The sequence below is a fragment of the Moraxella bovis genome, assembly GCF_025985205.1.
GTDB lineage: Bacteria > Pseudomonadota > Gammaproteobacteria > Pseudomonadales > Moraxellaceae > Moraxella > Moraxella bovis.
This window is the reverse complement of the sequence record NZ_CP087840.1, coordinates 1,125,887-1,141,791: the sequence shown is the minus strand read 5'-3', so window position 1 is coordinate 1,141,791 and position 15,905 is coordinate 1,125,887. Positions and strand designations below refer to the sequence as shown.

Genomic DNA, 15,905 nt, shown 5'->3' with positions numbered 1-15,905 from the left:
CAACAAAATTAACACCATGTCCCAAATCCAGACCCTAGTCGATATGCTAAAAGCCTATCAAGCCCTACCCCATCACACCAACCCTGCCCTAAAACAGGCACTTGGCGATGTGCAAGCATGGCAAAAGGCTCGCATCAAACGCACCAATCACGCCCTATTTGCCGATGACAAAACCGCCCCACTTGCCAATTATCTCATTGAGCGGATTTATGGTGATGATGATTTTGACGTGCTTGCCGACCAGCTTCTGACCGCAGGGACGAACGCCCTAAACGGCTCGGGCAAACTTGAAAAGCTCATCCCTACCAACGCCTTAGGGGCAGGCGTGCTTGGCGTGCAGTCGGCAGTTCATGCCATCCGTCTTGATTTGGCATTGGCAACGTCCTTACTGGCTGACTTTGGCGAGCGTTACGCCAATCGGGGCATTGATGACACACTCATGCATGACGTGTATCGGCACGTCAATGCCAAAGACGAACGCATCGCCCAAATCCACACCATCAAAGACGTGTGCGAGCAGTCTTATAAATATTTTAATTCTTTTATCCTACAAAACGCCTTTAAACTTGCCAAAGGCATGGCATACGACAACGGTTATCAGCCCCTATATGACTTCATCGGGGACGGCTTGGTTGCCATGAAACCCCTAAAACGCATTGATGATTTTACCGTGCCGTTTGTGGCAAATGAGCTTGTCGTTATTCACGAAATTCATGAATGAATTTTTAATTTTCCCAAAACACGCCCATTCTTGCCCAAATTAGCGTATAATAAGAGCGTGTTTTTAAATTTGGAAAAATAGCCATGACCGACAACGACTTTACCAATCCTAACATCCTACCCACAGGCAAGCCCCAAGGACAATCCGCCATGCAAACCCCTGCCAATGGTGAAACCGCCCACGCCAACACCCAAACTGACAACCGCTATTCTGAAAACATTGGCGAAACCACCCATTTTGGTTACCAAACCGTCAATGCTCGTGAAAAAGAAGCCAAAGTCGGACAAGTATTTACATCGGTTGCCACTAAATACGACATCATGAACGATTTGATGAGCTTTGGCATTCACAGGCTTTGGAAGCGTTTTGCCATTAAGATGAGTGGCGTGCGTGCAGGGCAAAGTGTCCTTGACATCGCAGGCGGTACGGGCGATTTGGCAAAAGTATTTAGTAAAGAAGTCGGTCGCTCGGGTCGTGTGGTCTTGTCCGACATCAACGAAGCCATGCTAGAAGTGGGTCGCACACGCCTTATCAATGCGGGGTGCAACAACGTGGATTTTGTGCTTGCCAATGCCGAAACCTTAGAACCCTTTGCCGATAATTCGTTTGACTTAGTTACCATCAGCTTTGGACTGCGTAACGTTACCGACAAACAAAAAGCCCTAGAAGCCATGTGGCGTGTGCTAAAACCTGGTGGGCGACTGCTTGTGCTAGAGTTTAGCAAACCTGTGTTTGAGCCGTTGTCAAAAGCGTATGATCTGTACTCTTTTACCGCCCTACCGCTCATGGGGAAGATTGTTGCCAATGACAGCGAAAGCTATCAGTATCTGGCAGAGAGTATCCGCATGCACCCAGACCAAGCCACGCTAAAAGCCATGATGGAACAAGCAGGGTTTGTCAATTGTGATTATCACAATCTCACAGGCGGTATCGTGGCAGTACATCGTGGCTTTAAGGCTCGTTGATTTTTTATATCATTTAACTTCAAATATACTCGGGCGTGGAAAGCACGCCCCTACAAAAGCATTTTAAAATTGTGGGCGAATGTCATTTACCCCTACAATCCATTTAAAATTAAAGGTTTTAAATGCCTGCCCCGAAAGGTAGATTTTACCCATTTGCCTTTTTTCTTTTTAAAACTCCTTTTATCAAACCCATTTTTACCAAAACCATGCTCATCTCTTATAAAAACCGCCTGTTTGACCTATATCGCATTTGTGCCAAATACCGCCTTGACACGCATTTTGCGGACGTACCAGAGCTTGCCCCTTTGGTACGGCTCATCAAAATGCACCCTGCCAGTATCGGCAAATCGCACAACCCATTGGGGGTCAAGCTCGCCCTAGAAGAGATGGGAACACTGTTTTTAAAGCTCGGGCAACTGCTCTCCACTCGCTCTGACCTACTGCCCCCTGACATCATCGCCCAATTATCGCTACTACAAGATAAAGTCGCCCCCTTTGACGTTGAGATTTTAAAACGTGAAATAGAACACCCCAAAACAGGGCTAGGCAAGCCAATCGGTGAGATGTTTGGCCGATTTGATGAAAAGCCACTCGCCGCCGCCAGTATCGCCCAAGTGCATACCGCTTGCTTGCCTGACGGTCGAGAAGTGGTCGTTAAGGTCGTCCGTCCTGACATTCGCCCTGTCATCATCAAGGATTTTGAACTGCTTCGGGAGCTGGCAGGCTACCTATCAGCTCGTATGGAGTCGGCTCGGGCGGTGCATATCGTGAGTATCGTGGAAGACTACCGCCAAATCATGCTAAATGAGCTGGATTTGACCTTGGAGTCCGCCAACGCCACTCGCATGAGAGCTAACTTCACAAACTCGCCACTCATCTATGTGCCCGAAGTCTATATGGCAAACAAGTCGGTCATGGTCTCGGAGCGGATTTTTGGTGTGCCGATTAGCCAGACGGATAAATTTGATGCCTTGGGCTATGACCGTGCCGTCCTTGCCAAAAATGGCTTGACGATATTTTTTACCCAAGTGTTTCGGGATAACTTTTTTCATGCTGACATGCACCCTGGTAACATCTTTGTGGAGACCCTGCCAGACGGTCAAGCGGTGGCAAATCCACGCTATTTGGGGCTAGATTGTGCGATTATGGGGCAACTTGCTCCCGATGACCAACTTGTTGTCGCTCGTATGCTCCTATCGGTCATGAATGGCAATTACACCACACTGGTGGACATCATCAGTCATGCAGGTTGGATACCGCCATCTGCTGACAAGCACGCACTCATCGCCGACATGGCTCGCACGGTCAGCCCCATGGTGTCTAAGCCCATGAGTGAGCTTGATTTTGCAGGGATATTGTTTGAGATTTTAAACATCGCTCGCCGTCATCAGATGAGCATACCGCCACAGCTTATGCTACTTCTAAAAACGCTCGTCCACGTGGAAGGGCTTGGGCGTGAACTATATCCTGACCTTGATATTTGGTCGCTTGCCAAGCCGATTTTGACCGATTGGGTAAAATCACAGCTTGACCCCACACGTCTATTGAATGATTTTTATGACAAATTGCCCGAACATCTACTGTCCGCCACTGACCTGCCCAAACTTACTACCCAAAGCATCCAATCACTTGCCATGCTTGGCGGACGACAGGACAAACAGCTAAGAGAAATCCAAGCCCTACGAGCCGATTTTTTAAACCAAAAACGCCATGACTGGATAGCGTTGGGCGGATTTTTTGCCTTTATCGCCATTGGGTTGACCGTGCCGATTTGGTGGGTGGGCGTGGTGTTTCATGTATTGGCATTGGGGTTTGCGGTGTGGCGGGTGTTGGCGTGATTGGACTCATCTGATCTTAAACAAACAGTCCAACCACAACCAGTGAAAAGATGTTTGGCATTACTTACAAAGATGTTGCAGTTGGTTTGACAATTCAAGCTTGAAAAACGTGCAATTCCCCTGCTTTTTTAAACAGGCATTTTTCATTGCAAATACCAAAGGTAGGCACGCCCTAATTATAAGCACTAAATTTGCTTTATTTTTAATCAATTTTATGTAAAATTTTGTAGTACGAGCGGTCTGTTGCAAACATCAAAGTTTAACACGCCCTATAAAAATTATGCTAAAATAACAGAATTTACCCTTTAATAAATGATGGAAAAACCCATGACCGACCTACCCGAAAAAAACGACTTTATCCGCCAAATTATTCGTGATGACCTAGCAAGCGGTAAGCACGACAGTATTTTGACCCGTTTTCCGCCCGAGCCAAACGGCTATTTGCACATCGGGCACGTCAAGTCCATTTGCCTAAATTTTGGCGTGGCACAAGAGTTCGGTGGAGCGTGCAACCTACGCTTTGACGACACCAACCCCACCGCCGAAAAGCAGGATTATGTGGACAGCATTAAGGCGGACGTGGAGTGGCTTGGTTTTGACTGGGCAGGAGACATACGTTATGCGTCGCACTATTTTGACAAATTACACGAATGGGCGGTACAGCTTATCAAACAAGGCGATGCCTATGTAGACTTTCAAACGCCTGATGAGATTCGTGAACACCGTGGCGGTTTTGGTAAGCCATCTGTGGAATCGCCACAGCGTAACGCTACTGTTGATGAAAATTTGGCTCGTTTTGACGACATGAAAAACGGCAAATACAAAGAAGGCGAGGCGGTACTGCGTGCCAAGATTGACATGAATCACGCCAACATGAACATGAGAGACCCTGTGATTTATCGTGTCATGCACGCAAGCCACCACCAAACGGGCGATACATGGTGCATTTATCCGATGTACGACTACGCCCACCCCTTGTCGGACGCTTATGAGGGTATCACGCACTCGATTTGTACGCTTGAATTTGAAGACCACCGTCCTTTTTATGATTGGGTTGTTGAAAAAGTGGGCTTTGAGGTGCCACCCCGCCAATACGAATTTAGCCGTCTCAACATTGACCACACGCTAACATCCAAGCGTAAACTCAAACGCCTTGTGGACATGGGCGTGGTATCGGGCTGGGACGACCCACGCATGCCAACCATTGCAGGCATGAGAAGACGTGGCTACCCTGCCGAAGGCTTGCGGGATTTTTGTGAACGCATTGGCGTATCCAAGGCAGACGGTGTGGTAGATTTTCGCCAGTTGGAATTTAGCATTAGAAACGTGCTAGAAAATACCGCCAGTCGTGGTATGGCAGTGCTAAACCCCTTAAAAGTTACCATTAGCAACTTTGATGAAGCGGTTGCTGATTTTGAACATCTAAAAAAAGACACGGTCAAGGCTCGCCTAGATAATGGCGTATTGTGGCTTACTCAGCCCAAACACCCACAGGCGGACAATGGCGAGCGTGAGATTCCTTTTACCAAAACCATTTATATTGATAAATCTGACTTTGAAATCACGCCCCCAGACGGATACAAACGCCTATCGCCAGAGAATCCTGAGATTCGTCTGCGTAACAGCTATGTGCTAAAAGTAGAAGAGCATATCATGGACGCTAATGGCGATGTGGTGGAGCTTGTCGCCACCATTGACCCACAAACGCTGGGCAATAACCCTGAGGGGCGTAAAGTTAAGGGCGTGATTCATTGGGTGTCGGCAAGTCATGGCGTGCCTGCCACCGTGCGGCTGTATGAGCATTTATTATTTGAAGATGATGAAATCTCAGACGAGCATATTGCCACTATTAAAACACAAAACCCAGATGCCGATGATGATACGCTATGGGTACTAACCCACGTCAATCCAAATTCGGTAAAGGTTGTCAATGCCATTGTAGAGCCGTCATTGGCACAGGCAACAGGCGATGACAAATCCCAATTTGAGCGTGAAAGCTACTTTGTGGCGGACAGCGTGGAGCATAGCACCGATAAGCCTGTATTTAATCAGATTGTGGGGTTAAAAGATGGGTTTAAATAACTTTTAGCAATTTTAAAATTAAACGAAAGCCAAACGTGGTGTTTGGCTTTTTAATTCCATTGCCCAACTTTTAACTCGTTCACTTTACATTCTCATCAATCGCCTCATAAATGGCAAAAAGCTCAACATCATTTAGCACCGTCTCAGCAATGGGAAAAAGCTCTCGCTCTTCAAAGCGGATATGGTCATACAGAGCATTTGCAAGCTCCTTGACATCGTCCACGCTTGGGTCGGTGTTGGCAAGTAGGCTTTCAATGTATTCATGCTCATCAAGCATTTGTTTTGCCAATTTAACCGCCCTGTTATCGGATAATTTTGTCAAAATAACATCAGCAAGGCGTGTCCGCTCAATCTCAAAATGCGTGAGAATGGTAGTGGTCAGACACTCTACTAAGGCTTGATGGTGGATAAGTTTGTCATCATCGGTGACGGACTTGGCTTTGTTGGCGATGACTAAGCCCAAATGGTGCTGGCGAGATAGGAGCTGTAAGGCGGGGTGTCGTTTCGTGGGAGTTTCTATTTATCAATTAAATTTTATTATAAAATAAAAAAACCACAAACACTAGGGCGATGTTTATGGTATTGTGGCACATAATGCTAATTAATAATTTAAGGTATAACTTATCCCGTAACTTCTCCCCTGTGCAGACAAGCTGGATAATTCACCATAAGTTGCTTTGGCAGCTTGACTAAATACGCTCTTATAATCGGCATCCATCAAATTATAAACCCCAAAATTTAGCTGACCCTTGGGCAGTTTGATCTCACCCAATAAATCCGCCACAACATAGCCTGAAATTCTAGTCTCTGGGGTTTTGCGGACGTTTTGATTGGTTGTAGCAATCAAGCTGTCTTGATAGGCATTGTCTGTACCTCCAATAGCAAGCAATTGTAAGCGTAATTTATGTTCACTTGGTGTGGTGTATTGAGCAAAAGTGGTGGCTTTGGTAGGACTGATACGAAACGCCCCAAGCTCTCTGTACTGACCACCTGCATCTTTGTATTGACCTCGTGTATAGGCAATGCTACCACCGACAGCCCAGTTATCATTAATCTTGTGATTTAATTCAAACTCCGCCCCATAAATACGCTCATCAGTATCAGCAACCACCACGCTATAATCTTTTAAAAACTGGGTTACTTTATCTGATGTATTATAAAAACCTGTCAACTTGGCACGGCTACCCCCAAATACTCCTACCCACCCTGCATCATAACTATTGACCGTGATTGGCTCGACATTATCAGAATTAACCACAAAACCTGCCCCAACATCTCGTAGCACCCTTTGCAGGTCAGGCAAACTATATCCCTGCCCAAAATTGGCAAAAATACTGTGATTTGGCGTTAATTGATAATTTGCCCCAAGATTAAACAAAGTTTTGTGATGCTTTACTTTGCCAGAATTGACAACCCCTGCTTGATACGGCACTTTGTTTTGGATTAATAAATCAGCCAATAGCGACTCACTGGGTGGCACAAAATCGTCTGTTTTGCTGTCTATACGTTGATGTCGCACGCCTGCTGATATTTTTAAATCATCTGTTAAAGCAATATTGGCATTAGCAAAAACACCATAGGTTTTTAAGGTGGTGTCAGGCCCATAAGTGTAACGGTTGCCAGCATCTTTAAACTCTAAGCCGTTGCTTTGCATAAAGGTGGTTAAATCATAACCTGTTGCCCCTTGGCGGTCTTTTTCTTGCTCATAGTCAATTCCATAACTAAGTAGCACAGGCTTTTGAGTAAGGTCAAATTTACGTTGCAAAGCCAATCTTGCTCCTAGTACCTCTGCCTTAGATTCAGATTGTAACACCCCATACGCGCGAGCTTGTAGGGCCTTAGTATAAGCATCCAAAGTGGCGGGTGGCAAATTCATGCTTTGTAAAATAGGCAGGGCTTTGGCGGTCGAAAACGGGGCAACAAAGGGGTAAAATCGCCCTTCTTCTTTACGATAATAAGCATTGGTATTGATGGTGTTACCCCACAAATCATCATGATGATAGTTGATATTAAAGGTGCTTTTGGTGGTTTTTGGCTGTTCTGATAATGATAAGCCTTTGATGGCATTTAATGAAGGCTTTTCTCCAAACAACACCGCAAGGCGATTACCATAATCAGGTGCATAATCGGTATCTTGTTTGTCGTTATAATGTGTCAATGCTAAATTGATGTTTTGTTTATCACCGATTTGCCAATCAACATTTGCATTAATACTTAGACTTTTGCTGTCTTGTTTATCGGTTTGGGCAGGCTCAGGAGCAATGCGTTTACCGTTAGCATCAAATGCCCCTCCTGTGGTACGATAGTCGACATCAAGTCGTGCAAGGACATTGCCATTTTCGCTGACACCTGCGATACTCTGACCTACCTGATAACCGATACCTTCACTGGATAATTTACTACCATGTACACCGATGCGGGTTTCAAATTGCTCCTCTTCCAAATCCGACTTAGTAACGATATTAATCAAACCGCCTGTTGCCCCAGACCCATAAATACTGGTTGCTCCTGATAAAACTTCAATTCTAGCCACTTGACTGGGGTTGATACTATTAAGCTGTCGAGAGATGTCTCGCGAACCTGTCAAAGGCACGCCATTTAACAAAAATTGCACTTGACGACCGTGCATGGTTTGCCCAAAGTTACTGGTGGTGCCACTACTTACCCCCAAACTTGGAATGAGCTGTGCCATTACATCGGCAAGCTGTCGAGAGCCTGTTGCTTGCTCTTGAATTTGCTCTTCATAAATAACTTTGGTGGTATGGGGCATTTGCGTGATACGATTGGCAAGTGCCATACCGCTCTTATCAATGGTAATAACCACAGGCTCTAATTCAACCGTTGGTAATGACTCATTGGGTTGAGCGTACAACTGCTGAGTTACTGCCACACTTAGTAAAGGCAAAGATAACCATTGAGAATAGTGGGAATGACGCATAAATTACTCCTTATGCTTATGGAAAAGTAAAATTTTAACAGTCTGTTACGGAAAATTTTTTTATCAATGTCGGCAAAATAAGCATTGACACCCCAGAACCAATCGCAAGCCATAAAAATAGCTTGTCATAGCCAAACTGATGTACTAAAAATCCACTCATCGCCCCGCCGATAAAATACACAAGCAACTCCACGCACACAAACAAAGTAAAGTCCGTGCCAGCTTGGTCGGGATTGGCAGCATTCATAAACAGAGCATATAAGGCAGTCATTGTTAAATAGCGAACAGATAAAATTAGCAAAACACTAATTGCCATCAAGCTCATAAACCCTGTTTTTAATAAACCTACCGCAGGTAAAAAATCACCCAATAAAGGATATAGCAATCCTAGACACAACAAAGCATAAACTGCCGTTCTTAGCCATCCGAATAATATAAGACAACGTACAATGTCGATATATTTGATTAATACCCCTGCCAAAAGTGCTGAACCAATCCCAACAATCGCTCCAAATACCGAAAACAAAAGCCCAATCTGAGACAGTGAAAAACCAAAATCCACAAGCATTGGATTTAGCATTGCCATCATCGGAGCTTCCACAAAGCGAAACACCACAATCAAAGCTAGTAACCATTTGGTTTGCGGGCGTTTGATAAGCCTAATAAGACTTGCTCTGGAAAGATTGGTAGCATGTTTGGGATTGTCTTGATCTTTTAAGAACGATAGTGAACACGAAATAAGCAAAACAGTTGTTGCCAAACTGATTGTCGCCATTTGCCAATCAAATCTCTGATATAGCCACAGTGTGCCAGCACCGCCTACCATACTACCAAACGCCACTCCAAAACTTTGCATGGCACTTGCCAGCCCAAAGGATGACTTATCAAATTGTTCCACTGTATAGCCATCAATAGCGATATCTTGGGTGGCACTTGCCAAAGACACCAAAAAACTTATGCTCAGAAATAATACAATCTCAGAAAACTGTAAAAAGCCAAGCCCAAACAGCCCGACTACCACGATAATTTGAGTAAAAAATAACCAAGTTTTGCGTTTGCCAATTTTGGCACAATAATAATTGTCCACATAACTTGCCCACAGAAATTTAAACGCCCACGGCAAATATAAAAGTGAAAGCATGCCAATCACCCTAATATCAACGCCTTGATGTCTTAAAATGGCAGGCAATGCCACATTAAAAAAATACAAAGGCAAGGCATGGGCAACATATAACAGTGCCACCATCGTCAAAAGATGGCGATTTTTTTGTTGTGAGACAATCATCAGACCGCCCCTATTTTAGTGTTTATCCATGCTTTGGCTTCAGTCAGTGATAACACCACCGCATAAGGCACTCGCCATGCTTTATGAAAAGCAGGACTGTCTAAGGCTTGTCTTTGAGTCTCATCATCAACAATTCTAACTAATCCCTTGCAATATTTAAAGAACGATTCTTTGTGCGTCTTGTACCAAACCGCCTCAGTCTGGCGGTAGTTATCAGGGAGTGTCAACCCTGTCCGACTATGGTAAATCAAGGCAAAACTCTGCTCACTGGCTAACAAATCACTCATAGCAATCAACCAATCATCAAATGCATCTTGACTAATCTCGCCTGAAAAATCGAGTAAAAATACAGGTAAGGAGCTATTTGGGTTCTGAATAGCATTTAGAAAAATAGGCATAACATCACTCTTTAATGCTGGCATTTAAATAATGGGCAAACTTACAATAAAACCCTTCTTTGTCACAAAAATATAACATTGCAGTTTTTTCAGGCATTACAATTTGATATTGGGGCATATAGTTTAATTCTTGAGCGACTACCTCATAGGGTTTTACACTTGCATCAGGTTCACCCACAATTTTTTTAGCAGGTGAATGTTCAAAAATAAAAAAGCTTAGTAGACGCATGATGGCACGCAAGTACCCTTTGCCAACAGCCTGTACCTCTGCTAGTAACAAATGCCAACCCAAATCATTTTTGTCAGCCGTATAATAACCTGATAGTCTATCCCTTGCCCCTTCATAAACTTCGGCGTAACCAACCCATTCGCCATTAATACTAACCAAATACAAACGCTGGTGATCATCAGCCAACATTTTTTCAAAATAAACAGACAGCTCAGACAATGATTTATTGAGTTGCCATTGAGGGATAACATGGGGCATATTCATCCAACGATGTAACAATTCAATATGTTCAGGGTAGCGTATTTGCACCAACCCAAATTCAACCCCATTTTCTCTGTAAATGTAGTTGTTTGGCAGCCCCTGAGATAAAGTTGGCAATCGATTGATTTTACTGCATTGATCTTGATTAAAAGAATCGGTATAGATTTCTAGCATTTCTATTCTCTCATTAGGGTGTGTTGAATATTGGTATTTGCAATGAAAAATGAGAAAAATCGCACGTTTTTCATGCAAAAACCAATAAAAGCGTTAAAATTTTCATCGTTTTTACAAATAATGTTATCAATGTTCAACACACCTTAGAAACTGTGGTGATATTGGATTGCAAATTGGTTCGCAAACCACGGGTTCTGGACGGTTGGCGTTATCTTGATAACCTCTTGTAAAAAAGCGAACACGATTTAGACACACCTTTTCAAATTTTGGTCTTTTTAAATCAAATAAAGCAATCCTCTCATTTAGCTCTGGATGTTGATGGTGAAATTCATCAACAATCTTTGATAACTCATTCCAAAATTCAAATTCAGATATATTATAATATTGATGTAATACATCAAAAATATAGCGATAATGCACAACAAAAAGCCCAGTGAAAATAAAATGACTCAAATCTTTTGGGGAGTGTTTTAATAAAATACCCACCTCTTTTGGTTTAGGCTCTTGTTCAAAAAAAGTGTCATCAACTAAATTAATATCATCCACAAAATCCTTTAAAACCATTTTTATCGGTATGCCATTCTCATGTATCAATAGACTATTTTCTCCATGTGGCGAAAATACAATTCCATAACGATACAACCAATACAATAATGGTGTTACACAAACTTTAAAGAATTTTTTTAGCCACTCAACAACCGTAAGACCCGACCGATGGATTAAATGTGGCAACAAAAAATCATCATGTCTATCTTTATGAATAAGTGCAGCTTGAGAGATCACTTTTTGATTATCAGTGATGTAATTTTCAACACTATCTCGCCACAAACAACCCAGTAATTCCGTAAATTGATAAGGTGGAGAGCTTAATTTATCAAAGGCGGGCTGTTTTACAGTAACTGTTGCTAACTCTCCCAATAGAACAACACCGGTTTCTTGCAATTGTTGGTCGTTTTTAAGTATTCTCAACAGCCATTCACTGATTTGCGGAGCAAAAAAATTACGCTTGTTTGGCAAGCCACGATATACTGCTGTATTTAAAATACTAAGTGGTAGTTTAATGTGATATGCTGTTTTATCAGTCATATCTGAAAAAGTTCGAATAGACTGTAAAGGTAAATACTCATGCTTAGACATTTCTAAAAACAGTAATTTTTGTTCAGAGATTTCAAGTGCATAATTTAAGCTAATCCAATTTGACCATTGCCAAGGATGTATTGGTAAAAATAAATATTCTTGACTGTCCAATCCTTTATTCATCAAAATGTTTTTAAAAGATTTATACTGACCTTCCCCCAACGTCTTTTTATAAATGCAATCACAAGTCAGCCCTTGAATTAATGAGAGTACCGCAAGACTTTTGTGAACAGCAAACCAAGGAAGTTTTCTTGCAATAGCAACCTCTGGAACATACTGTTTATAATCTTCATAGCCAAAACCGAGGCGACCTTTCCCCATAACAATCCAAGGATGTCCACGTAAAGCCGAGTCAACAACTGACCCACTAAGATTTGATAACGCTTCACTTGTTAAGCTATGCTTTGTGTATAAATGAGCCTCCGCCAACCAAGTATGATTAATTTCCTTTACCATATAAGCTTTTGTGCCATTATCCATATTCAGACTTTCACACAACTCAACAAAAAAATCAGTTAGATTATAAAAAGAATCACCTGTTTTTTTGTCATTAATAGAGTAGACGATAAAGCCACCAAATTTCTTTGGTTTGATAATTACTTCCAAATTAATTTTATCAAAAACAAATAACATTCTTTGCTTGTTTTCTGGCAAATATTCCACTTTTGTTGGTCTAATAATTTCTTCGTAAAGCAGCTCAGATATAGCAATCTTCATCAAAGACTGGCCAGCGCTTTTTAATTGCGACAACTCTATATTTAAATGATAAGCATTGGATGTATTCATTGCAAAACCTCATCTATGAAAAATTTGATAAAATATTGTTTCTACTTAGCTTATAAAACTCTTTATCCAAAATCCGATTGATTATGGTTGCTGAGCGATGAGCGCTCAATCCTAAATCTGGCGTCCCAACTCCATGAGTACAAAGTCCCATATTCTGCACAAAAATCCTCCCCATACCATTAGGGTGTTGGTAATTTACCTCATAATTTCGATCAATATCATAACTACCACAAGGTTGTTTTTTGATACAAGGATCTAATTCTGACATAAAATCCAGTGACGCTTGCTGATATCCAGTAGCCAAAATAACATAATCAGCACTTATTTTTGACGAAGTATTTGTATAATTATGTACAAAATCACAACAAATCTTGCCTTGATTCTGACAAGTTTGTATTAGTTTTAAATTTGAATTTAATTTTATTGATTTTTCATTATTCAAAATTATTTTTTGATAAAGCATGCTGTAAATATTTTTTAGTAAGTTTGAATTAATTCCTTTATATAAAAAATCTTGTTTTTTCAATAAATTTTTTCTTGCTTCTTCTGATAGGCTGTAAAAAAAATCCATATAGTCTGGGCTAAAATGCTCTAAAGCTAATGGCGTATACTCCATGGGAAAAAATCCCTCATCATCAGTAACCCAATGAATATTATTAAAATCATTTTGAATTAATTTATAAAAAATCTCGCCAGCTGATTGTCCAGAACCAACCAAGATAATATCGGATTTTTTCTTCTTTAAAAATTCATCAAAATTTTTCATAAAATCCGATGAATGGAAGCACTGATTTTCTAAATTTTTCACAATATTTTTTGTACAATCGGGAATATTTGGAGAAGTTCCTATGCCAATAACTAAATTTTTACACTCATAATTTTTAATTTTCCCATTACATTCAACAATAACATTAAATCCTTTATTAATAGGAAGAATCTGTTTTACTAAACAGCCAAAATTTAAATTTTCTAATTGACTGCATACCCATTGGCAATAGCTATTATACTCAATTCTTGGTAGGAAAAAAGACTCTTTAAAGTAAAATTGAAACAACCTTTGTTTTTCTTGCAAGTAATTAAGAAAACTGTACTTGTTTGTTGGGTCTACCATTGTTACCAAATCAGCTAAAAACGGAACTTGTAGTGTGGTATCAGGCATTAACATTCCTTGATGCCATATGAATTTTTCTTTTTTATCGAAAAATACTGTTTTTAAATGACAATCTTTATGGTTTAGCAAACTTGCCAAGCTTAAGTTAAATGGCCCTATACCAATACCTATGATATCAAACATGGTTTACCTCTTTGTGCTTTATAGGATTCTTTATCTTTACATAAATAGATTGGGTCTCTACTGGTGCAACCAGTTCATCCAAATCGTGTAAGCGAGTCAACAAATTTCCTTTGTAGGGTAATTGATTACTAAACAACAGAGTATTTAGTAGCTTACTATTTGGATACTTTTTCAACAGATTCTCAATATACTCCCGTAGTATATTGAGAAGATTTTCTTCTGTTGAAAATCCAGTTTTTGCAATACTGCTAATTAGCGAAAAAACCGTATTTCCAATAAAATAATATATAAATCGACTATTAGCAAAATCAATAGAAACAACACACTTTGCTCTAGCAATAAGATCTGTATACTCATCTATCAATTCATCTGCATAATCAGTAACATATCCAAAGCTTTGATTATCTCTTACCCAAAATTTATAAGGGAAATTATCTCTTATTTCTATGAGACAATTCTGTTGATGAGCCTCAAAAACCATACCATAATTATGATACATATCAATCATGGGAATTAGTGAAATTTTCAAAAATTCTTCAAACCATTTTTGACTAATTTCTCTTAAACAGACACCAAATTCTTTTTGACTACCTCTAATATTTTTGATAATGTGATATAGGCGATTTTTCTTTTGGAATGGATGATCTTGACATAACGTTGCCAAATTTGTAATGTTACCTTCTTCATTAAAAGGATTATTTCTAATAATGCAAATGGTTTCATTTATAATTTTTCCATCTACAATTACCCCATTCCAAGCAGGATCATTAACAACATCAAACATTGGGTATGAATTTTTTATATTTTCTCCAAACTGACTGTGCCAAATTTTATTAGCCAACAAACCTCTACGACCTTCTTTCGGTAAATTTATGCGTACTGAATTTGTGATTGCAACAGATAAAGATAATTTAAACATCCACTCCCTATTTAAGTTTACAACCGTACGAACTGATGTGGTGGCATAATAATCATCTCCCATTTGACCTAAATCTATTAATTTTTCTTCTGTTAATAATTTTTTATAAATATCTTTTTGTTGTAAATATTTCGCCTGCCAAGGATGTAGTATAATCAACCTAAAGTTATTATAACCTTCTGATTCATATTCTTTTTGAATTTTAATTTCATTTAAAATATCACTTTTTATCCTTTCTAATATCAGACCACTCTCTGACTCTTCAACGTAAATACTTGATTCAACCAACCAATAATGCAACTTAAAGCAACCATTAGTTTCTGGTGAAAAATTTTTCCATTGCACATTATCAAAACCAATTCTGTTTTTCGGAGTAGGATGCATGGTATGCCCACAGAATAGAGCTTGCTCCGTATCAACAAAATTAAGTTTTTTTCTTTTAAATATGCTGTCAATTTTTTGTTGTCGACTATCAAGAATTATCTGCAATTTTTCTGAACTATCCATCCATCTTGACAACACACTGTTGATGTTTATACTTTCTTTATCTGAATGCCAATATAGCATATCTTGTAACAATAAATTTGCCAGCATTAAAGAGTTAGTCTCTACAAAACCATCAGCTTGTTCAATATATATTTTATCAAAAATTTGATGATGTCCTAGCACACTGACAAATAGCAATGGAACAACTATGCGGACTTTTAAGGGTTCTAAAAACAAAGACAGGGCAGAGTGCCCCTCACAACATCCTCGACAAATGTCGCTTTGCTCGCTTGATTGTAAAATTTTAAAGCGACTGGTTTCAATACAGTAGGCGTTTATAAGATTTTGTATTGATAATCGCTCAATATCTCTTTGTTTGTTAGACATAAAAC

General features: G+C 40.3%; 12 protein-coding genes. 4 read left to right on the top strand and 8 right to left on the bottom strand.

Annotation, left to right across the window (positions count from 1 at the left end; translation table 11 throughout):
- Positions 1-16 precede the first annotated feature (16 nt).
- From LP107_RS05565 to LP107_RS05550, 4 genes are all read left to right on the top strand, one after another.
- Positions 17-721 carry an FFLEELY motif protein gene (locus LP107_RS05565; RefSeq protein WP_112742380.1) on the top strand — a complete coding sequence of 235 codons (705 nt, stop codon included), beginning with the start codon at positions 17-19 and terminating at the stop codon, positions 719-721.
- 83 nt (positions 722-804) lie between these two features.
- On the top strand, positions 805-1,686 hold the full coding sequence (gene ubiE / locus LP107_RS05560) for a bifunctional demethylmenaquinone methyltransferase/2-methoxy-6-polyprenyl-1,4-benzoquinol methylase UbiE (RefSeq protein ID WP_112742381.1): 882 nt from the start codon (positions 805-807) through the stop codon (positions 1,684-1,686).
- 206 nt (positions 1,687-1,892) lie between these two features.
- Positions 1,893-3,524, top strand: a complete 1,632-nt coding sequence (locus LP107_RS05555) for an ABC1 kinase family protein (RefSeq protein ID WP_112742827.1) — start codon at positions 1,893-1,895, stop codon at positions 3,522-3,524.
- Positions 3,525-3,851: 327 nt separating this feature from the next.
- Positions 3,852-5,606 (top strand): glutamine--tRNA ligase/YqeY domain fusion protein, encoded by a 1,755-nt coding sequence (locus LP107_RS05550; protein ID WP_078274573.1) that lies wholly within the window; start codon positions 3,852-3,854, stop codon positions 5,604-5,606.
- Between the two features lie 79 nt (positions 5,607-5,685).
- Here the strand turns inward: LP107_RS05550 and LP107_RS05545 are convergent, their stop codons facing one another.
- The 8 genes from LP107_RS05545 to LP107_RS05510 all read right to left on the bottom strand — a co-directional run bounded on the left by LP107_RS05545 (position 5,686) and on the right by LP107_RS05510 (position 15,900).
- Positions 5,686-6,069, bottom strand: a complete 384-nt coding sequence (locus tag LP107_RS05545; RefSeq protein WP_208624036.1) for a hemerythrin domain-containing protein — start codon at positions 6,067-6,069, stop codon at positions 5,686-5,688.
- 138 nt (positions 6,070-6,207) lie between these two features.
- A complete protein-coding gene (locus LP107_RS05540) occupies positions 6,208-8,544 on the bottom strand; it encodes a TonB-dependent receptor (RefSeq protein ID WP_112742382.1) in 2,337 nt (778 codons plus the stop codon).
- 34 nt (positions 8,545-8,578) lie between these two features.
- A complete protein-coding gene (locus LP107_RS05535; RefSeq protein WP_112742383.1) occupies positions 8,579-9,829 on the bottom strand; it encodes an MFS transporter in 1,251 nt (416 codons plus the stop codon).
- Positions 9,829-10,227: a hypothetical protein gene (locus tag LP107_RS05530; protein ID WP_112742384.1), complete on the bottom strand. Its 399-nt coding sequence runs from the start codon at positions 10,225-10,227 to the stop codon at positions 9,829-9,831. Before LP107_RS05530 ends, LP107_RS05535 begins: the two co-directional genes overlap by 1 nt.
- Before the next feature lie 4 nt (positions 10,228-10,231).
- Positions 10,232-10,834 carry a GNAT family N-acetyltransferase gene (locus LP107_RS05525; RefSeq protein ID WP_112742829.1) on the bottom strand — a complete coding sequence of 201 codons (603 nt, stop codon included), beginning with the start codon at positions 10,832-10,834 and terminating at the stop codon, positions 10,232-10,234.
- A gap of 183 nt (positions 10,835-11,017) precedes the next feature.
- Complete coding sequence (locus LP107_RS05520) at positions 11,018-12,814, bottom strand: IucA/IucC family protein (RefSeq protein WP_078274569.1); 1,797 nt, start codon at positions 12,812-12,814, stop codon at positions 11,018-11,020.
- A gap of 13 nt (positions 12,815-12,827) precedes the next feature.
- Positions 12,828-14,108, bottom strand: coding sequence for a lysine N(6)-hydroxylase/L-ornithine N(5)-oxygenase family protein (locus tag LP107_RS05515; RefSeq protein WP_078274568.1), 1,281 nt, complete (start codon positions 14,106-14,108; stop codon positions 12,828-12,830).
- Positions 14,101-15,900: an IucA/IucC family protein gene (locus tag LP107_RS05510; protein WP_078274567.1), complete on the bottom strand. Its 1,800-nt coding sequence runs from the start codon at positions 15,898-15,900 to the stop codon at positions 14,101-14,103. The genes LP107_RS05515 and LP107_RS05510 overlap by 8 nt, the downstream gene beginning before the upstream one ends.
- Positions 15,901-15,905: the final 5 nt, after the last annotated feature.

What these genes read in the sequence shown, in the direction of transcription:
- LP107_RS05530 (WP_112742384.1), bottom strand. Translation starts at nt 10,227, where the DNA reads ATGCCTATTTTTCTAAATGCTATTCAGAACCCAAATAGCTCCTTACCT.
- LP107_RS05555 (WP_112742827.1), top strand. Translation starts at nt 1,893, where the DNA reads ATGCTCATCTCTTATAAAAACCGCCTGTTTGACCTATATCGCATTTGT.
- LP107_RS05565 (WP_112742380.1), top strand. Translation starts at nt 17, where the DNA reads ATGTCCCAAATCCAGACCCTAGTCGATATGCTAAAAGCCTATCAAGCC.
- LP107_RS05535 (WP_112742383.1), bottom strand. Translation starts at nt 9,829, where the DNA reads ATGATTGTCTCACAACAAAAAAATCGCCATCTTTTGACGATGGTGGCA.
- LP107_RS05520 (WP_078274569.1), bottom strand. Translation starts at nt 12,814, where the DNA reads ATGAATACATCCAATGCTTATCATTTAAATATAGAGTTGTCGCAATTA.
- LP107_RS05540 (WP_112742382.1), bottom strand. Translation starts at nt 8,544, where the DNA reads ATGCGTCATTCCCACTATTCTCAATGGTTATCTTTGCCTTTACTAAGT.
- LP107_RS05510 (WP_078274567.1), bottom strand. Translation starts at nt 15,900, where the DNA reads ATGTCTAACAAACAAAGAGATATTGAGCGATTATCAATACAAAATCTT.
- LP107_RS05550 (WP_078274573.1), top strand. Translation starts at nt 3,852, where the DNA reads ATGACCGACCTACCCGAAAAAAACGACTTTATCCGCCAAATTATTCGT.
- LP107_RS05515 (WP_078274568.1), bottom strand. Translation starts at nt 14,108, where the DNA reads ATGTTTGATATCATAGGTATTGGTATAGGGCCATTTAACTTAAGCTTG.
- ubiE (WP_112742381.1), top strand. Translation starts at nt 805, where the DNA reads ATGACCGACAACGACTTTACCAATCCTAACATCCTACCCACAGGCAAG.